The organism is Pseudomonas sp., assembly GCF_035512415.1.
In the GTDB taxonomy this organism is placed as follows: domain Bacteria; phylum Pseudomonadota; class Gammaproteobacteria; order Pseudomonadales; family Pseudomonadaceae; genus Aquipseudomonas.
Map to the genome: position 1 here is coordinate 1 of NZ_DATKDZ010000014.1, position 18,619 is coordinate 18,619.

The window sequence follows — 18,619 nt, forward strand, 5'->3', positions numbered from 1 at the left end:
CTTTCCGAAGAAGTTCTTTCTACTCAACCACTTGCATCCCCGACCAACATCCAGCTTCTCGTTAGCGGGAGGCGAATTCTACAGCGTTTCAAACCGCTGTCAACCACCTCTTCAACCGCTGCCGATCTACCTGATCGAAGCTACCAACAGGATCAAACCACCACCCTGTCAGCCCGGCGCATTCTACACAGCTTGCGCTGCTTTGCAATCTCTCTTTTAAAGCTAACTTATTGTTTTAGAATAAGTTTTCCGAGAGATCTGCGCCGGAAGAGGTGCGCATTATAGGGGCAAGCGAAGCCAGGTCAAGGCTTATCTAATACCTGATTCATACGGACCTACCCCATCACCACACTGGAAGACTGCACCCGACGCACCCAACCTATATAGACAAGGCAATAAGCGAGGCAAATTAGAGACATAAAAAGCCCGGTCATTTACGAACTGGGCTTTCTCATTGACTTATATGGTCGGGACGGAGTGATTCGAACACTCGCCCCGTTAGCACCATATGCAAGCAACCAAGCTATTCGCGTCCTTGCTGGCGGTTTACCCAAACACTGATCACCACTACCTGCGCCACCCTCTTCAAACGGGCGGTAGGCTGGGATAATTGTCATTCGACAAAGATCAATCTTGATGCAAATCATTATTATTTAAGGCGTATATCCCTAAGCTAGGCCCCATCCAAGCCAATGCTCAGAGGAAATCGTCGATGCGCGCACAACTGCCATTCTCATTCGCCCTACTGCTGGTCGCTGCATTTGCCCAGGCCAAGGAATACCCGATTGGTGAGCCCCAGCAATGCGGCGGTCTGGAGGTCGGGGCGGTGTACCTGCAGCCGATCGTGATGGATCCGCCGGGCATGATGCGCCTCGCCGCCGATTCGGATGTGCACCTGGAAGCCGATATCAGCGCACTGAAAAACAACCCCAACGGTTTCCCGGAAGGCAGCTTTGTGCCCTATCTGAACGTCGCTTTCGTGCTGCGCAAGGAAGGCAGCGATCAGGCACTCAAGGGCGATTTCCACGCGATGGTGGCCAACGATGGCCCGCACTATGGCGACAATCTGAAGCTGTTCGGCCCGGGCAAGTACCACCTGACTTATAGCATCCTGCCGCCCACTGGCGGCCACGCCATGTTTGGTCGCCACACCGACAAGGAAACCGGCGTCGCCCCCTGGTTCGAACGCTGCGAACTCAGCTACGAATTCACCTACGCCGGCATCGGCAAGAAAGGCGGTTACTGATCCTTACAGCCGCGGCGCAGTGGAGTTCGCGATGTCAGCTGTCTTGTGTTCCATCCTGAGCGGTTACCGGGGCTGCTTGCGGCGTAACTCGCCCAGCGTGTCGCCATGCGCAAGTTGAACGGGCTGCTCGGCGGCCTGGGCGATGCCCTGCGACGACATGCGCGGCTAATCCGGGGCGTGCAATGGGTGGTGGTGGCCTTCTATGGCCTGTTGCTGGTGCTGCCGGCGCTGCTGCCATTGCCGTCCAGTCAGGCGCGGATGCTCGACAACCTGACGCTGCTCGCCCAGTTTGTTTTCTGGGGCCTCTGGTGGCCGTTCGTGCTGCTGTCCATCGTGCTGTTCGGCAGGCTCTGGTGCGGGCTGCTGTGTCCCGAAGGATCGCTCAGCGAATGGATCAGCTGGCGCGGTCTGGGCCGCGGGACGCCGCGCTGGATTCGCTGGGGCGGCTGGCCGACCCTGGCGTTTATCCTCACTACTATTTATGGCCAGCTGATCAGCGTCTACGACTACGCCCAGGCCGCCTTGCTGATCCTCGGCGGTTCGACCCTTGCGGCGATGCTGGTGGGCTTTCTCTATGGACGCGGCAAGCGCATCTGGTGCCGCTACCTGTGCCCGGTCAGCGGTGTGTTCGCCCTGCTCGCCCGCTTGGCACCCCTGCATTACAAGGTCGACGAGCAGCGCTGGCTGGACAATCCGCCGCCGCGCCAGCCGCCGCCCAACTGCGCGCCGCTGCTGGATATCCGGCGTATGCAGGGTGCCGCCGACTGCCACGCCTGCGGGCGCTGCAGCGGGCAACGCGGTGCGGTTAAGCTAAGCGCGCGCTCGCCGAACGCCGAGGTACTGATCGTCGGCCCCCAGCACGCCAGCCATTGGGACAGCAGCCTGTTGCTGTTCGGGGTGATCGGCCTGGCCATGGGTGCCTTTCAATGGACGGTCAGCCCTTGGTTCGTCAGCCTGAAGCAAGCAGCGGCGACCTGGCTGGTCGAGCATGACAGCTACTGGCTGCTGCAAGCCGATGCGCCCTGGTGGCTGCTGACCCATTACCCGCAGGCCAATGACCTGTTCAGCTGGCTTGATGGTCTGCTGATCCTGTTTTACCTGACGGCCAGCGCGTTGTTGCTCGGCGGCGGTCTGTGGTTGCTGCTGCGGGCTGCGGCATTGCTGGTATCGCGCACCGGCAATGTCTTCGAGCACCTGGCCTTGAGCCTGATTCCGCTCGGTGCCAGCGGGTTGTTTCTCGGCCTGAGCGCCACCACCGTCAAGCTGCTGCGTTACGAGGGTCTGGCTCTGGCCTGGGTGCAACCTGCTCGCGCCGCCCTGCTTGCTGCCGCTATTGTCTGGAGCCTGTGGTTGGGCTGGCAGGTGCTGGGCCGGCATGGCGCGCGTGGGCTTAATCGCCTCGCCGCGTTCGGTTGTCTGGCGCTGGGTTCTGCCGGGGTCGGTTATGGCTGGTGGTTGCAGTTCTGGGGCTGGAGTTGAGCCGTGCCGACAGAGGGCGGATGTGCCCTTCTCGTTGCCCATCCGGGCCGTCGCGCGCGGACTTGTTTGAAATCAAGGAAGCCGCGCCCGTAGGCCTTCTAGCATGCAATCCCGAGCAATCCCGAGCTGCGTCGTGGGAGACACCATGCTGACCGAACCATCACTTGTCGCACAGTTGCGCCGTCACCACCTGTTCAGCCGGCTACCGGAGGCGGCGTTGCAGGAGGTGTGCGCCTCAGCCAACCTCAAGCGTCTGGCTACTGGCGCTTCGCTGTTCCATCAGGGCGACAAGGCCGAGCGCTTCTATTTCGTCTTCAGTGGCCAGGTAAAGCTGCATCGGGTGGTCTGCGACGGTCAGGAAAAACTGGTGGAAATCATCCGCGCCGGCGAATCCTTTGCCGAAGCTCTGCTGTTCACCGGTGTGCCGCAGTACCCGGTCAGCGCCACCGCACTGAAAACCTCTCAGGTGGCCAGCCTGCACGGCGCGCAGTACCGCCGCCTGCTGGAAGAACACCCGAGCATCTGCCTGGATATTCTCGCCACGCTGAGCATTCGCCTGCACCAGCGCTTGAACGAGATCGACACCCTGACCCTGGCTAATGCCTGCCACCGGGTCAGGCGTTTTCTCGCCCAGGCCCACGAAGAAGGCAACGGGGTGATCATGCTCGATGTGCCGAAACGGCTGATCGCCTCAAGGCTGGGCATCCAGCCGGAGACGTTCTCGCGCATCCTTCACCGCCTGATCGACTTGGGAGTGATTGCCGTACAGCGGCGAAGTATAGAAATCATCGACCTGCAAGGGCTGAGTAACTATGACTAAGAGGCTATAAATCCAGAATTGACTTTGGTCAACGTCAGCTGCCGTACGCTGGTCAAACTGGGCAGACTCTTGACGCCTGGAGGACGCACGCAATGTCCAAGACAACTCTCCCCCTGGTCTATTCCTGCTCTGGCTGCTCCAACGTAGCACAACTGGCCAATACCCTGGCCGTGCGTCTGGATCGTGCCGGCCTGGCGGAAATGTCCTGCATCGCCGGCGTCGGTGGCCATGTCCAGGCGCTGGTGAACAAGGCCAGTGCCGGCCGGCCGATCCTGGCCCTCGACGGCTGCCCCCTGCACTGCGTCAGCGCCTGTCTGGCTCAGCATGGCATCAGCGCCGACGTGCATATCACCCTCAGCAGCTATGGCCTGCGCAAACGCTACCGGGAAGACTGCAGCGCGGCAGACGCCGACGCGCTATTCGAGGACATGAGCCGCATTATCGCCAGCGATTTTGGCCATCCACGCGACACCCAGGCTCAGCGTGTGACCCGCGAGCCGCTGCTCTCTCAGAAAATGGGTACGCAAGCGGTGGATTGAGCAGTCTGTCAGTCGAGTTATGGTGAAAACGACCATAAAGGTATTTATAACCCTGATTATGTACGGTCAAATTAACCATTTAGTTCAATTAAATCCTTTAGATTCAATAGCTTGTAGATGGCATGCGGCTTGCTCAGGATAAGCAGAGATAGCTGTCCATAACGCAATATCAGTGCATGAGCGCCATGCCGGGAGTCTCCATGAAAAAAATTCTGCAACTGATCGTCTGCTACCTGGTTCTCACCTCAGGACTGGCTTTAGCCAGTGGCGTTGCTTTGAGTTTGGCCTCGGTCACGGTATAGGCCGCCAACAGCGATTATCAGCACGCAACCAGCGCGCCCCTGGCGCTGCCCGTACAACATTGAGTTGCAACAGCCCGCCATCTGAGCTGTCTGCCAGTACTGCGTTGCCCACACAGGCCCGAGTCGTCAGCCCGTCATGCACAGGGTCGGGCTTAAGGTCGCTCCAGGCTTCAGGCCAAACAATCAGGATGCCTTTTATGGTGCTTCATCGCGTTCATCACCAGATTCTCCGCAATCACCACTTGTTCGAGCCGTTGAACGAAGAACAGATGGATGAGCTGATGAGCACCAGCCAGCTGCTCAGCATCGACAAGGGCGAGCCGTTGTTTCGTCAGGGCGAGCCAGCCCATTCGTTCTATTTCGTCATCGCTGGCGCAGTGAAGATCTACCGCCTGACCCCGGATGGGCAGGAGAAGGTGTTCGAGGTCATCGGCAATCGGCAGACCTTCGCCGAAGCCATGATGCTGATGGATACGCCCAATTACGTCGCGTCGGCCGAGGCGGTGTGCCCTACCCAGCTCTACCGCATCGCCAACAGCACCTATATGCGCCTGCTGCAGAGTAATAACCGGCTGACCTTTGCTCTGCTCGGCAAGCTCTGCGTGCGCCTGCATCAGCGGGTCAACGAGATCGAAACGCTGTCGCTGAAAAACGCCACCCACCGTGTGGTGCGCTACCTGATCACTCAGCTCGCGCGCCAGCCGGATGCGGGCAACAGCTTCGAGTTGCCGATGGCCAAGCAGCTGATCGCCGGCCATTTGTCGATCCAGCCGGAAACCTTTTCGCGGATCATGCGCCGCCTGATCGATGAGGAAATCATCACCCAGGAAGGCCGCCAGATCGTTATTGTCGACCGCCTGCGCCTGGAGCAGTTCGAGTGAAATACCTGTCTTCGCCCGTGAGCGGCTGCCATGCCTAAATGCCTGTATTGCCAGCAAGACAATCCCCCTGGGGAAGCCGAGTGCGATAACTGCGGCATGCCCCTGCCGGTCCTGAGCGACGACGCGGGCGAGCGCCGGCAACGGCGCTTTATGTGGTTCTGCATCGGCCTGACGGTGTTTTGTGCGGTGATGATGGTGTGGTTGCCGCGCAGTATTGCCTGAGCTGCCCCCTCAAGATCCTCTGCTGGTAATCGGTGCGCACGGCGCACCCTACCCATCCTCCACGTGCGCACTAAGGCCCTCCCGCCGTAGGGTGCGCGGGGCCGCCTAGGCCGCGCGCACCAGCCCCTGTCGCGATGGCATTGACACCCGGCCGGCTACGCCTGGGTCAGTTGCCGATACAACTGCGGCAGGCGCAGCGGCAACTGCTGGGGTTGGCGGATCTGGGTGTAGCCATTGGCACCGAACATATAGGGCAGGTAATCACCGGCCTCGCTGTCAATGGTGATGCAGAACGGCAGCAGGCCCTGACGCCGCGCCTCCAGCACCGCTTCACGGGTGTCCTCAACGCCATAGCGGCCTTCGTAAAGATCCAGGTCGTTGGGTTTGCCGTCGGTCACCAGGAGCAACAACTTGCGCCGCTGCTTGCAGGCCCCGAGCAGCACGGTGGCCTGGCGAATAGCCGCGCCCATACGGGTGTAATAGCCGGGTTTGAGCGCCTGAATGCGCCCACGGGTGTTGTCGTCATAGCGTTGCTTGAAGGATTTTAGTTCGAGCATGCGCACCTGCTGGCGACGCAGGGATGAGAACCCGTAAAGGGCGAATTCGTCCCCCAGCGCCGACAGGGTTTCGCCGAATAGCAGCAAGCTGTCGTTGATCACCTCGATAACCCGGTGCTGGTCATCCAAGTGAGCGTCGGTCGACATCGACACGTCCGCCAGCAGCAGGCAGGCCAGATCGCGGCGAGTTTGCCGCTGCTCCATAAATAGGCCGCGTTCGGCGCACTGGCCATGCTGACGCTCGACATGAAAATCCAGCCAGGCCTGCATATCCAGCTCCGAGCCTTGGGGTTGCTGGCGTAGCCACTGGCGATCATTGCGCAGGTGCTCGAACTGCCGGCGCAGGCGCTTGGCCAATGGTGCCAGGCGCGCTGGCAAGGGCTGCGCCTCGCTGCCGCGTGGCACCATCATCTGCAGATTGACGAAATCCTCGCGCAGGCTCTGCTTGCGGTAGTCCCACTCCGGCAGCTTGATGCCCTCGCCCAGGGGAATGTCGTCGACATCCGCCGGCGGCAGATCGAGGTGCAATTTAAGCCCGCCCCCCTTGCGCAGGCGTTGCTTGGACAGCGCCAGTTCGTCGAGATCCTCGGCAACCCGCGCGGCGTCCAGGTCTTCGCTGTCATCGGTGCAGCGATCCAGCTCGACATGCTCGGACCAGCTGAACAGGTTCTCCAGGCGAAAGATCAGCAGGCCGCCCTTGCTGGTGCTCTCCTCGACCCGCTTGGCGCGTTTGGGCCCACCTTGGCTTGCGCCCGGCGGGGTCAACAGGTTGCCCTCGCTTTCCTCGCCCAGCTCACAGGCTTGGGGTTCGCCCAGGTTTTGCGCCGGGTACAACCACAGCGGCAACGGCCAGGGTGCCCGCTCGCTACGGGGAAAGTGCTCGACGCTACCTGGCTCGCGCAGGGCCTGACAGAGCGCAATCTCCAGTTCGGCTTCGCCTTTGCCGAGTTGGCCTGGGTCCGGGCGCAACTGCAGGTGGGTTTCGACCAGGCGTTGGTAGCGCGGCCGCAGAGCCGGATAGGTTTGCAGCAGTTCTTGGGTCCAGCGCTGGTTATCCCGCGCCCAGTGGCGCATCTCCCCCGCTTGTGCGGCGAGCAACGCCAGCCAGCGATAGAGATCCTGATTCAGCGCGGCCTCGGGATACACCGCCAGGCTCGGCGGCAGGCGCAGGTTGCTGGCATCGCACCAGGCCACCGGCATTTGTTTGCAGGTGCCGGCTACCTGTTGCAGCAGGTTGCGCCGCAGCACCAGGTCACGCGCACTGGCGGCCTCGACCGCAATCCCGCTGGCCCCCCCCATGGCGCGGAACAACAACGCCAGGGGCCGCTGCATGCTGGCCAGCTCGACCCGAGCCTCGGGAAAATCCGGGCTGGCGCGGCGGGTGATAAAGCGGTGCCAGACGCTGCCCACCCATTCTTCCACTTCGACGGTAAAAGCCATCTGCTTCACCTTGTTCGCTGTGCTCCGCAGAGCCAAATGCAAAACGGCCCGCTCTACCAGCCGGGCCGAAGGTTAATTAATGTCCCCGCTTAGGCCGAAACGGCCAGGGCGGCTTCATCGCGGGCCGTGGCCCGACCCCGCTGCTTGAAGCTGTACAGGTAGCAGATCAAGCCAACCAGGAAGACCACCCCGGCAGCCAGACGCAACCAGAAGAAAACGGCCATCTGGTCGACGGTGTTCATAAACGACAGCGCGGTGCCATCTGTAGGCCAGCGTTGCAGTTGTACCTGCACCACACCGGCGGCGGTAAGGAACAGAGTGATCGCCACCATGGACAGGGTCATCAACCAGAAGCCCCAGATCTCGATGGTCTGCGCGCGCTCATCCGGCGCTTCACCAAGGCCGCGCAAGCGTGGCATGGCGTAGCTGATCATGGTCATCACGATCATCGCGTAGGCACCGTAGAACGCCAGGTGGCCATGGGCCGCGGTGAGCTGCGAGCCGTGGGTGTAGAAGTTCACCGGGGCCAGGGTATGCAGGAAGCCCCACACGCCAGCGCCGAAGAACGCGGTCACGGTAGTGCCCTTGGCCCACAGGGTGGCGGCACGGTTAGGGTGCTGCCGACGCCGATTGCCGACCATGGTGAAGGCGAACAGCACCATGGCGAAGAAGGGTATCGGCTCCATCGCCGAGAAGATCGAGCCGACCCACAGCCAGACCTCGGGCGCACCTATCCAGAAGAAGTGGTGACCGGTACCGAGGATGCCGGTGATCAGGGCCATGGCGATGATCACATACAGCCACTTCTCGACCACTTCACGGTCCACCCCGGTGACCTTGATCAGCACGAAGGCGAGCATCGCACCCATGATCAGCTCCCACACGCCTTCCACCCACAGGTGCACCACAAACCACCAGTAGTACTTGTCGCGCGCCAGGTTTTCCGGGTTGTAGAAGGAGAACAGGAAGAACACCGCCAGACCGATCAGGCCGGTCATCATGACCATGCTGATGGTGGTCTTGCGCCCTTTAAGCAGGGTCATGCCGATGTTGTAGAGAAAGCCCAGAGCGACCACCACGATGCCGATCTTGGTGATAGTCGGCTGTTCGAGAAACTCCCGGCCCATGGTCGGCAGCAGGTCGTTCCTGGTCATCTCCGCCAGGCCCGCATAGGGCACGAACAGGTAGCCGAGAATGGTCAGCACACCGGCGGCGGCGAACACCCAGAACAGGATCATCGCCAGCAACGGGCTGTGCAGTTCGCGGTCCGCCTCCTCGGGTATCAGGTAGTAGGCCGCGCCCATAAAGCCGAACAGCAGCCAGACGATCAGCAGGTTGGTGTGCACCATGCGCGCCACGTTGAAGGGGATCAGCGGGAACAGGAAGTCGCCGACCACGTACTGCAGGCCCATGATCAAACCGAACAGGATCTGCCCGAGGAACAGCAACAGGGCAAACACGAAGTACGGCTTGGCCACGGCTTGCGAGGCGAATTTCAGATGGGGGTTGGCAATATTCATCTATCAGCCCTCCTTGTTTGGTGGCCAGTCGTTGGTATCGATCTTCGAAGTCCACTTGAGGAACTCCGCCATATCGTCCACTTCCCGCTCGGTCAGATTGAATTGCGGCATCGCCCGACGCCCTGGAATACCCAGGGGTTGCGCCTTCATCCAGGCGTGCAGGAAGGGCTTGAAGGCCGCGTCCTCGCCACGCCGGGTGAACACATTGCCCAGTTCAGGCGCGAAGTAGGCACCCTCACCCAGCAGGCTGTGACAGCCGATGCAGTTGTTGTTTTCCCAGACCGCTTTACCGCGCACCACCGACTCGTTCATCTCCGATTCGTTGCTGCGTTCTGGAAAGGTCTGCTCTGTGTGATAGGTCAGGGCCAGGAACACCAGGAAGAAGAACACGCTCCCCCCAAAGTAGATATTCCGGGCCATGCTCTTGGTGAAGGTCTCTGACATGGTCGCTTCCTCTTTGCTTGGCGAGTCCATTCTAGGAAGCCTGCTAACGAAACCTGCTTGATAAGAATCAAGAAAGTCCGATGGTTATGCTCGGGTATAGCGAAGGGGAAATTGAGGAAGGGATTAAGCGTAGGGCGGACATGCCGAAGGCTTGTCCGCCATTGGGCCGCAGCGGTGGACAAGGCTTCGCAATGTCAACCCGATGGAGGCTCTTGTAGCCCGGATGAAACCCGGGAAAGGCGGTGAATGCGCAATCGCTCCCGGATTGCGCCTGGGCTTATTCGGGCTACAAAGAGAACTGCAACGCCAGCAGTACCCCTGCCGCCATCGCCACCGGCCAACCCAGTAGCAGCCAGCGCCACATGCGCGGCGCATGACGCAACTCCATAAAGCCGTCGGTAATCAGCCAGGCCTTGCCCAGGGCTGAGAGCAGTACCGCGCTGGCCATCAGCAGGGTCGCCCCGGCATTGCCCAGCTGCACGCTGGCAACCGACAGTACGGCCAGGCCCAGCCAGCAGAGAATCAGGGTGCGCGAAGCGGACATAGCGAATTTCTCGGTCAGTTCAGCACGTACACCAGCGGAAACAGCAGCACCCAGACCAGATCGACCATATGCCAATAGAGCACGCCGGATTCCAGTGCGCTGCAATTGCCCGGGCCATAGGCGCGCTGTCGGCAACGCTCGGCCAGCCAGCCGAGGATCAGCAAACCGAGCAGTACATGGACGAAGTGAAAGCCGGTGAGGATCCAGTAAAGGGTAAAGAAGGTGTTGTGCTCCATGCCCAGCCCGCTAGTAGCCAGATGGCTGTACTCGCCGAGCTTCAACCCCACATAGACGCTGGCCGACAGCAGCGCCGCCAGCAGCAACCAGGCAGCGCGTCGCGCTCGCGCCTGGCGCACCTGCTCCTGGGCCAGCGCGGCGAACAGGCCGGACGTGAGCAGGCTCAGGGTCAAGGCCAGGCCGGTGGAGCTGTCGAGCAACTGGCGGCCGTCGTGGAACAGCTGTGGCTGCAGGGCCTGGGCCACCGCGAAGGTGAGGATCAGCAGGGCAAAAACCGTCAGCTCGGCGAGGATAAAGAACCACATCGCCAGGTCGCCCGGCAGATGGCGCGCTGGGCGAGCGACGGCTTCAAGCGAAGTGAACATCGACCACGTCCATCAGCGCGGCGACGGTCTGCGGATCGTCCGACAGCGGCTCGGCCAGGCAGGCCAGGCAGGCATCGCGCGGGCTCATGCCGGAGCCGATCATCCGTGCGGTAAAGATCAGCAGGCGGGTCGAGGCCACCTCCTCCAGATCATGCTGCTCCAGCCGGCGCAGAGCCTGCCCGAGCTTGACCACCTGGGCGGCCAGCTCGGCCCCGACCCGCGCCTCGTTGGCGACGATGCGCTCTTCCTCGGCCACCGGCGGATAGCCAAAACGCAGGGCGACGAAGCGCTGGCGGGTGCTCGGCTTCATGCCCTTGAGCAGGTTCTGGTAACCAGGGTTGTAGGACACCACCAGCATAAAACCCGGCGGCGCGCGCAGCACTTCGCCGGTGCGCTCCAGATACAGCTCGCGGCGGTCGTCGGCCAGCGGGTGCAGCACCACAGCGGTGTCCTGGCGCGCCTCGACTACCTCATCCAGATAGCAGATGCCGCCCTCACGCACCGCGCGGGTCAAGGGGCCGTCCTGCCACCAGGTGCCCTGGGCGCCAATCAGGTGGCGACCGACCAGGTCGGCGGCGCTCAGGTCGTCATGGCAAGCCACGGTGTACAACGGCAAGTTCAGGCGGTGCGCCATGTATTGAACGAAGCGGGTCTTGCCGCAACCGGTCGGGCCTTTAATCAGCACCGGCATGCCGTGCTGCCAGGCCTGTTCGAACAGCACCTGCTCATTACCCAGGGGTTGGTAGAACGGTGCATCCAGCACGGCAGCCGTTTCGACGAGTTTCACAGGCGCATTCACAGTCAGTACCTCACCGCGGTGATTAATCATGCCTGCACGCTACCTGCGACCTACTACGGCCCTCAAGCCGCGTGCGGGCAACTCTTGATTCTGGTCAAGCCCATCGGCAATCGGCCTGAGTATGCTGCCCCTAGCGTTGAATGAAGTGGTCGGATATAGCCGGCTCACCTCTCAGCCATGCAATGACTACTGTCAGCCCTCGTATCCGAACCCTTTACGAGCAGCATGGGTCCATACCTATAACCGTAGAGATCCGTGTTCACGCAGAGAGGCTCAGGCAGCGCCCAGAAGAAGACGCACAACAGTAACTGCAGCGAAATTGGCAGGGCATATACCCTGCTCTCAATAGCCTTGAGGAAATAATCACCATGAAGAAAATTCTGCTCCCCTTGCTCGTTCTGGGGGCTGCGCTGAGTGTGCAGCCTGCCTTCGCCACTGACGCCGAAGCGCTGTTCAAGAGCAAGCCCTGTGCCGCCTGCCACAACGTCGACATGAAAATGGTTGGCCCGGCGCTGAAAGAAGTCGCCGCCAAATACGCGGGCACCGAAGGTGCCGTCGAATTGCTGGCGGGCCATATCAAGAATGGTAGCCAGGGCGTCTGGGGACCGATGCCGATGCCGGCTAACCCGGTCACCGATGAAGAAGCGAAGATCCTCGCCGAATGGGTACTGAGCCTCAAATAACCTGCTGAAGGACGCCAGGCTCCTGGCGTCCACCCTACCCTTCCTTCTCAATAGGAGCCCTCGGGCTCCTACATTTTTTCAGGCTCTAGGAGCCTGTCGGGCTTGACCGTTCGTAGCGAGGGAAAGTCCGGATCGAGTCAGTTTTGCTGGTCTTTCGAGGCGAATAGCGAGCTATTTAACGAGAAAGAGCAGCAAAAATGGCCGAGCCCGGCTTTTCCGCAGCAGAACAGTGTTAAGTCCGACAGACTCCTAGCTCAAGCCATAGCCGTTATCGACCACCCAATCCTGGCCATAGACACCGCGTGCGCCAGCTGACAACTGGAACAGGATTACGCTGGCGACAGCCGCTGCATCGAGAAAGTGGCCCGGCAGCAGGCGTTTGCTGACGCTGTCGGCGACCTCATCCAGTTGCTCGTCGCTCAACCCCAGGGTGCCCCAGATTGCGGTTGCCGTGGGGCCGGGCGAAACCAGATTGATGCGCACACCGCGTGGCGCGAACTCAACTGCGAGGGTGCGCGCCTGGGCGCTAAGTGCCGCCTTGCTGGCGATATAGGCGGCCAGGCCGGGAAAGGTCGAACGGGTAAGAAAACTGCTGATAAACACCACCGAACTGGGGGCCGCCAGCGCGTCGCGTAGCGCTGCCAGGGTGTTCAATGCACCGGCACCGTTGACCGCCCACTGCCGGTCGAATGCTGATAGATCGAGGCTTTCGGCCAGCTCGGCAATACCGGCGTTGGGCACCAGATAGTCCACCTGGCCCAGTTGTGCTGCGCGCAGGCCGAGGCTGGCCAGATCCTCACTCGAGGTCACATCACCGGCATGCCAGACCAGGCGCTCTGGGTAGCTTTCCTGCAGGCCTTGCAAACCGCCGAGGCTGCGTGACATGGCCAACACCCTGGCACCGCGCTGTAGCAAAGCCGCGCATAACGCCAGGCCAATACCTGAACTGGCTCCGGTAACGACGGCCAGACGATCCTGAAATTCGGTTCTCATCAGCTTCTCCGGTGCTCGGCAATAGCGAGCGGTAAGGCCACCCATGCACAAAGCACAGGCAAGCGGATATCAATGGATGGGCAGCGTGGCGCTGCATCAGCAAAGGTTTTGCGCATTTTGGGATTCGGCTCGCGGCCGGGACAGTCAGCCCGGGTGACCATCCACCCGTGGCGCGACCAGCATCGGCGCATAGCGCCAGGCATAGATGGCCAGCGCCAGTGACCAGCCGGTTGCCGACAGCCACAGGCCTTCCAACGGCCAGAGCGGATACACCAAGACCCGCGCCACGCAGCCCAGGTTGAACAACACCAGGGCCGCCGCCATGCCGGCCGGTAGTTCTAGCGGCCGCCCGGTATGCCCCAGGGTCACGCGGGCGATCATGGCCAGAATCAGCCCACTCATGGCCCCCATGGTCAAACCGTGCAGGGCCGGGCTGGGCGTAGTCAGCAAGCCGACATGCCACAGCGCCAGGCCGATACAGGCCAGCACCAGCCAGAGCATTGCCAGGTGCAACGACCACAGCAGCGGCACCGCCCAGATGCCCTTGTCGTACCAGCGCGCCAGGCGCAGCAGATGCCCCACCGCCACCGCCAGGAACAACCCGGCCAGCGGGGCGTGAGCCTGCAGGGCCAGACCACTGGCATAGAGTGCGGCGATCAGAGCGGTGCCGAGCAGCAGAGCAATATCCAGCCAGAGCCAGGGTTTGACCGCATCGATGCGACCCAGACCGCGCTGAGTAAAGAAGGGAATTACTCGGCCGCCAATCAGGCCCATCAGTGCCGCAACCAGCCACAACCCGGCCAATACGCCACGCCGCTGCAGTTCATCGTCGCCCTGAGCCAGGCCGACCAGGAGCAAGGCATTGGCCGCAGCCAGCAGGCACAGCACCGCAACGATCGGGTAGTTACGCTTCTGCCGCACCACCCAGAGCATGCGCGCCATCAGGCCGGCCACCGCGAGCAGAAAGCCCAGGTCGAGCGGAATCAGCAGCACCAGGGGCAAACCGAACAGCCAGCCCAGCCGCGCTGCCAGCCAGAGACCTGCAAGCAGTATCAGGCGCGTGCCGCTCAGGCCGGGTTGACCGGTCCAGGTCTGCACCGCGGTCAGTAGAAAGCCGGCCACGATAGCGGCGGCGAAGCCGAACAGCATTTCGTGACGGTGCCAGGCGAGCCAGCCACCGACGGGCTGCCAGTCCGGCCCATTGCCGCTCCAGGCCAGCACCCAGAGGACAATGGCAAACAACGCGAACAGGCTGCCAGCGAGGAAAAATGGGCGAAAGGCCAGCCGCCAGATGGGCGGGATACTCAGGGCGGTACGCCGGTCGATAATGTTCACTGCAAGCCTCCTGAAAAGATCGTCAAGCGCCCGGCAGCAACAACCGGGGCATTGCAGCTACGAGGGTATTGGCAGCCGTTAGGCTCTTTTTACAGGATGCAAGGGCCTGGACGACTTGACCGCGATCAGCTTTGCGCCCCAGGCCAGCGCAAAGCGGCAGGTCTGGGTGGCGTAGCGAGCTACGGCTGCTTCGACTCCGGCTGCTGCGGTGCGTCGTCACGGCCCATGGATTTGCGAAAACCGCCGATGGCACCGCCAATATCGGAGCCCAGGCTGCGCAGGCGTTTGCTGCCAAACAGCATGACCACGATCAGCAGCACGATCAGAAGTTGCCAGATACTGATACCCATGGGGATTTCCTCTTTTTATGAGTGGTGAAAAGTGCTCAGTGCATGCCCATATGCTGCGTTGCCGCAGCCTGTTGCAGCACGGCCTGGTCGATCTCCTCGAAGCGTAACACCCGGGCACCGTGGATAGCGGCCAGCTTGCGGGCAGCCTGCTCATCGGCAAACGAGGCCAGTACCGCGCCCATGGCCCCTTGCAAACCACTCTCGCCGAGGCCGACCACATAGAAGGCGCTGCTAGCATCGATCAGGTGGCTGTCGTCGGGCTTGAGCCATTCGCTACGGCCCATGTCATGCACGTAGAGTTTGGCAGCACCAATGCGGTTCTCCGGTTGCAGCCACCAGCCGAGCATTTCGGCGGCGGAGCAGAATTTCTTCACCGCGGTTTTATCCAGCGCCTGGCCCTTGGGCCCAGGAAAGTCGGTGATGATCATGCCGCACACATGGCACTCATCGCTGTCGTGAAAGGCCACCGGAGCGAGTTTTTGCTGCACGGCTTCGGGTTCGCTACAGGCCAGCAATCCCAGGCCGATCAATAGCGCCAGCAGGGTACGCGCGCTGTGTTTTAACAGGGGTTTCATGGTTACTCCTTGAAGCTTGAAAAAATGGCGGTGCAGGTTTGGGCGGGCGCGTAGGTTGGGCTGAGCTTGGCGAAGCCCAACGGCGGTGACCCGGTTAACCGCGTGCCTCCCGTTGGGCTTCGTCGCTGCGCTCCTCAACCCAACCTACGCAACATGGTTTGCTCGCCATCACGTCGGCCGGCGCAGGAATACCCAATGGGCCAGCAACAACGGCAGCTCTACCCACAGCAACAGACATAGCCACAGCAACGAGCTGCCGACCGGCAGGTCGCCGCCCAGGGCCATTACCCCGACAGCATTGCCACTGCCTTCGAAACCGGACAGGTTGATCAGCCGGTAGACGTCGGCCGGATTGAGCAGCAATAGCCAGGGCAGCAGATCGGGGTTGAACTTGCCCTCGCTCAGTACCAGCAACGCCAGCAAGGCCAGATCGAACACCAGCACGAAGAGGAACCACAACCCCAGGGCCAGCCCGGCGGCGCTGGATTTTTCACTGACCTTGCTGCTCAGCACATAGGCCATGGCCAGAAATACCCAGCCGAGCAAGGTCGAGGACAACATAAAGCGGCCAAACGCCCAGGCCAGCAGGCCCAGTTCGATATCCTCGACCAGCACCGCAATGGCCAAGGCGGCGCAGCCAAACCCGATCAGGGTGGCCAGGGCCAGGATCAGACCGTGGCCGACGAATTTGCCCAGCAGTAACTGGCCGCGGCCCAGGGGGTAGGTCAGCAACAGCATCAGGGTGCCGCCCTCGTCCTCGCCGACGATGGCGTCGTAGGCCAGCAGCAACGCGATCAGCGGCACCAGAAAGGTCGCCAGGCTGGCCAGGCTGGCGATGGTCGCCGGGATCGAAGTAAAGCCCAGCTGCCCGGACGCCGCAGCACCGAGCCAGGCGATGCCCACCGCCAACACCGCGAACAGCAGACTGATGGCGAGTAACCAGCGATTGCGCAGGCCGTCGCTAAGCTCCTTGCGGGCGATATTCCATATCTGACTCATGCCGCGCCCTCCCCGGCCCGCGTGCTCTGGGCCTGATCCATGTAATGGCGGTACAGCTCTTCCAGCGACGGCTGGTGGATATCGATGTCCTGGGCACCGCCTTCACCGAGCAATTCGCGTAGCAGGCCAAGCTTGTGGCCATTGATCGCCACCACTTCGATGCCATCGACGCCGACCGAGCGGGCTTGATGCCCGCCGGCGTGCCAGCGTTGCAACAACTGCGCACTCTGTTTCAGCCCACTGGCGCGGATCAGCGCCGGCAGGCCGGCGTCTTCGCGCAGGCTGGCCAGGCTACCGACCGCCTGCAAACGACCATGGGCGAGAATCGCCGCGCGGTTGATATGCGCCTCGACCCCCGGCAATACATGGGAGCAGAGAATGATGCTGGTGCCCTGCTGGCGCAGACGGTCGACCAGTTGGTAGAGATCCTGGGTGGCGATGGGGTCGAGGCCGACCGTGGGCTCGTCGAGTAGCAGTAGACGCGGCGCGCCAAGCAGCGCCTGGGCCAGACCGAGACGCTGGCGCATGCCTTTGGAATAGGTCTTGACCCGGCGCTCCATGGCTGCAGCCAGGCCGACCTGCTCCAGCAACTCGTCCACCTGGCTTAGCGGCGCGCCCTTGAGCCGGGCGAAATGGCGCAGGGTTTCGCGGCCGCTGAGCTGGGCGTAGAAGGTCACGTTCTCCGGCAGATAGCCGAGTTGCTGGCGCACCTGGGGATCCTTGGGCGTTCGCCCAAGCACCTGCACCGTGCCACTGCTGGCCTGTAGCAGGCCGAGAATCAGCTTCATGGTGGTGGTTTTGCCCGCACCGTTATGGCCGAACAGGCCCAGCACTTCGCCTTCACCCAGGCTCAGGTTCAAGTCGTGCAGCACGGTCATGCTGCCGTACTGCTGGCTGACGCCTTCGATTTCGACGGCATTCATGGCGTTGGCTCCTGACGGTTGTGCAGCAAATCGGCGGTGGGCAATTGCATCAGTGGATGGCTGTCCTGCACGCCAGGGGATTTCATCACCGGAAAAGCGCGCTGCACCCAGCGCAGCAGTTCGATGCTCGGGCTGTTCATCAGCAGACGTACCTGCGGGTACAACCACAGCAAGCGGTCGACATTGTCGTTGGGCTCGTAGGCAACATCGCCGAGGCCGTCGTCGTTGCGATCCCAGCCCAGATAATCGCTCCAGTAGTTGCCGCGCCCCTCCACCGACCATTCCTGGGTACGCACCGCGACATATTTGACCTGCTGCTGGTTGGCGACAAAGGCGTTACCGGCGATGCGGTTGTCCTCGGAGCCCGCGGTCAGGTGAATGCCCAGGGCGCTGCGTTCGAAGTGGTTGTGCTCGATGCTGTTGAACAGCGAGTTGTAGATAAACAGCGCCTTACCCTCGGCACCTGCAATCATGCTGTCGCCGGTGGAGCCGCTGCGCACATCGCTGACGACGTTGTCGCGGATGGTCGAATAGGTGATGTAGTTCATCAGGATGCCGTAGTTCTCGTCCTGCTCGGAGCGATTGCCGATCACCGTCAGCTTGCGGCTCTGCATCAGGGCATAGCCGGTGCGGGTGCGGCGGGTGATGTTGCCAAGCACCTGATTGTCGTTGGAGAACATGTAATGCACGCCATAGCGCAGGTCTTCCAGAGTGTTGCCTTCGAGCAGGTTGCCGTTGGAGGTGTCGATATAGATGCCGTCGCGGGTATCGCGCACCTGGTTGCCGATAACCTTGGCACCGCGCACCGCATACAGGTGGATGCCGTTACCGCGATCCTGCGAGCGGATGCTGGCATCGCCCTGGATGCTATTGCCGATCAGGCTGACATCCGCCGTGCCATCGACCCAGATGCCAAAGCCCGGCCCCTGCATGCGGTTGTTTTTGATCAGCGCGCCGCTGGCCTTGGGCTGGATAAAGATGGCGGCGTTCATGGCAGTCATATCGCGGCCCCAGTCGAGCAGCGTGCAGCCTTCGACGGTTACCTCGGGCGCGCTGATGATTAAACCGTTGCCCTGCCCCTGGCCCTGCAACACGGCACCGGGCTCGCAAAGGATATGCATCGGCTGATCAATACTGAACGAACCTTGATACTCGCCAACGGGCAGCCGCCAACGATTGTCACCCTCGGCCTGCAGCGGCAGCGCGGTGATGGATTGCGGGGCCGCCTGGGCAGCCCCGCAGAGAATAAGCAGCGACAGCGCAGCGGCGTAAAGCGAAACGATTGCCTGAGGTCTGAGCACTGCGCTTACCTGGTTTTTTAATGGATATGTATCCGTTGCACGATCGCACGGCTAACCCCCGATCA

20 protein-coding genes and 1 pseudogene are annotated in these 18,619 nt (G+C 61.7%); 8 read left to right on the plus strand and 13 right to left on the minus strand.

What is annotated here, in order from left to right; translation table 11 throughout:
• From VMP31_RS08740 to VMP31_RS08770, 7 genes and pseudogenes are all read left to right on the plus strand, one after another.
• A pseudogene (locus VMP31_RS08740) lies at window positions 1–220 on the plus strand (hypothetical protein); the annotation flags it as partial.
• Between the two features lie 492 nt (window positions 221–712).
• Complete coding sequence (locus tag VMP31_RS08745; protein WP_325506136.1) at window positions 713–1,246, plus strand: iron transporter; 534 nt, start codon at window positions 713–715, stop codon at window positions 1,244–1,246.
• 105 nt (window positions 1,247–1,351) lie between these two features.
• Window positions 1,352–2,725, plus strand: a complete 1,374-nt coding sequence (locus tag VMP31_RS08750) for a 4Fe-4S binding protein (protein WP_325506138.1) — start codon at window positions 1,352–1,354, stop codon at window positions 2,723–2,725.
• Window positions 2,726–2,870: 145 nt separating this feature from the next.
• Window positions 2,871–3,545, plus strand: coding sequence for a Crp/Fnr family transcriptional regulator (locus tag VMP31_RS08755; protein WP_325506140.1), 675 nt, complete (start codon window positions 2,871–2,873; stop codon window positions 3,543–3,545).
• Between the two features lie 92 nt (window positions 3,546–3,637).
• Window positions 3,638–4,084 carry a putative zinc-binding protein gene (locus tag VMP31_RS08760; RefSeq protein WP_325506142.1) on the plus strand — a complete coding sequence of 149 codons (447 nt, stop codon included), beginning with the start codon at window positions 3,638–3,640 and terminating at the stop codon, window positions 4,082–4,084.
• Between the two features lie 499 nt (window positions 4,085–4,583).
• Window positions 4,584–5,267 (plus strand): Crp/Fnr family transcriptional regulator, encoded by a 684-nt coding sequence (locus tag VMP31_RS08765; RefSeq protein WP_325506144.1) that lies wholly within the window; start codon window positions 4,584–4,586, stop codon window positions 5,265–5,267.
• 30 nt (window positions 5,268–5,297) lie between these two features.
• A complete protein-coding gene (locus VMP31_RS08770) occupies window positions 5,298–5,489 on the plus strand; it encodes a DnrP protein (RefSeq protein ID WP_325506146.1) in 192 nt (63 codons plus the stop codon).
• A 155-nt stretch (window positions 5,490–5,644) separates the two neighbouring features.
• On the opposite strand, the gene VMP31_RS08775 is transcribed toward VMP31_RS08770, so the two are convergent.
• From VMP31_RS08775 to VMP31_RS08800, 6 genes are all read right to left on the minus strand, one after another.
• Window positions 5,645–7,486 carry a nitric oxide reductase activation protein NorD gene (locus tag VMP31_RS08775; RefSeq protein ID WP_325506148.1) on the minus strand — a complete coding sequence of 614 codons (1,842 nt, stop codon included), beginning with the start codon at window positions 7,484–7,486 and terminating at the stop codon, window positions 5,645–5,647.
• Window positions 7,487–7,575: 89 nt separating this feature from the next.
• Window positions 7,576–9,006, minus strand: a complete 1,431-nt coding sequence (locus VMP31_RS08780; protein WP_325506150.1) for a cbb3-type cytochrome c oxidase subunit I — start codon at window positions 9,004–9,006, stop codon at window positions 7,576–7,578.
• A gap of 3 nt (window positions 9,007–9,009) precedes the next feature.
• Complete coding sequence (locus VMP31_RS08785; protein ID WP_318947170.1) at window positions 9,010–9,450, minus strand: cytochrome c; 441 nt, start codon at window positions 9,448–9,450, stop codon at window positions 9,010–9,012.
• 286 nt (window positions 9,451–9,736) lie between these two features.
• Complete coding sequence (locus tag VMP31_RS08790; protein WP_325506154.1) at window positions 9,737–9,994, minus strand: cytochrome C oxidase subunit IV family protein; 258 nt, start codon at window positions 9,992–9,994, stop codon at window positions 9,737–9,739.
• A gap of 14 nt (window positions 9,995–10,008) precedes the next feature.
• Window positions 10,009–10,596, minus strand: coding sequence for a cytochrome c oxidase subunit 3 (locus VMP31_RS08795; RefSeq protein WP_325506156.1), 588 nt, complete (start codon window positions 10,594–10,596; stop codon window positions 10,009–10,011).
• Complete coding sequence (locus VMP31_RS08800) at window positions 10,580–11,359, minus strand: CbbQ/NirQ/NorQ/GpvN family protein (protein WP_325506228.1); 780 nt, start codon at window positions 11,357–11,359, stop codon at window positions 10,580–10,582. The genes VMP31_RS08795 and VMP31_RS08800 overlap by 17 nt, the downstream gene beginning before the upstream one ends.
• A gap of 404 nt (window positions 11,360–11,763) precedes the next feature.
• Between VMP31_RS08800 and VMP31_RS08805 the strand changes: the two genes are divergently transcribed.
• Entirely contained in the window at window positions 11,764–12,078 is a 315-nt protein-coding gene (locus VMP31_RS08805; RefSeq protein WP_325506158.1) for a c-type cytochrome, read from the plus strand.
• Window positions 12,079–12,327: 249 nt separating this feature from the next.
• Here VMP31_RS08805 and VMP31_RS08810 read toward each other — a convergent pair whose 3' ends face one another.
• From VMP31_RS08810 to VMP31_RS08840, 7 genes are all read right to left on the minus strand, one after another.
• On the minus strand, window positions 12,328–13,071 hold the full coding sequence (locus VMP31_RS08810) for an SDR family oxidoreductase (RefSeq protein ID WP_325506160.1): 744 nt from the start codon (window positions 13,069–13,071) through the stop codon (window positions 12,328–12,330).
• Between the two features lie 144 nt (window positions 13,072–13,215).
• Window positions 13,216–14,406 (minus strand): NnrS family protein, encoded by a 1,191-nt coding sequence (locus tag VMP31_RS08815; protein WP_325506162.1) that lies wholly within the window; start codon window positions 14,404–14,406, stop codon window positions 13,216–13,218.
• A 179-nt stretch (window positions 14,407–14,585) separates the two neighbouring features.
• Window positions 14,586–14,756, minus strand: a complete 171-nt coding sequence (gene tatA, locus VMP31_RS08820; RefSeq protein WP_325506164.1) for a twin-arginine translocase TatA/TatE family subunit — start codon at window positions 14,754–14,756, stop codon at window positions 14,586–14,588.
• Window positions 14,757–14,791: 35 nt separating this feature from the next.
• The gene (locus VMP31_RS08825; RefSeq protein ID WP_325506166.1) at window positions 14,792–15,331 is read right to left on the minus strand and encodes a nitrous oxide reductase accessory protein NosL; all 540 of its coding nucleotides are present in this window, start codon (window positions 15,329–15,331) and stop codon (window positions 14,792–14,794) included.
• A gap of 168 nt (window positions 15,332–15,499) precedes the next feature.
• Window positions 15,500–16,330 (minus strand): ABC transporter permease, encoded by an 831-nt coding sequence (locus tag VMP31_RS08830; RefSeq protein ID WP_325506168.1) that lies wholly within the window; start codon window positions 16,328–16,330, stop codon window positions 15,500–15,502.
• Window positions 16,327–17,253 carry an ABC transporter ATP-binding protein gene (locus VMP31_RS08835; RefSeq protein WP_325506170.1) on the minus strand — a complete coding sequence of 309 codons (927 nt, stop codon included), beginning with the start codon at window positions 17,251–17,253 and terminating at the stop codon, window positions 16,327–16,329. The genes VMP31_RS08830 and VMP31_RS08835 overlap by 4 nt, the downstream gene beginning before the upstream one ends.
• Window positions 17,250–18,554: a nitrous oxide reductase family maturation protein NosD gene (locus VMP31_RS08840; RefSeq protein ID WP_325506172.1), complete on the minus strand. Its 1,305-nt coding sequence runs from the start codon at window positions 18,552–18,554 to the stop codon at window positions 17,250–17,252. The genes VMP31_RS08835 and VMP31_RS08840 overlap by 4 nt, the downstream gene beginning before the upstream one ends.
• Between the last annotated feature and the right edge of the window lie 65 nt (window positions 18,555–18,619).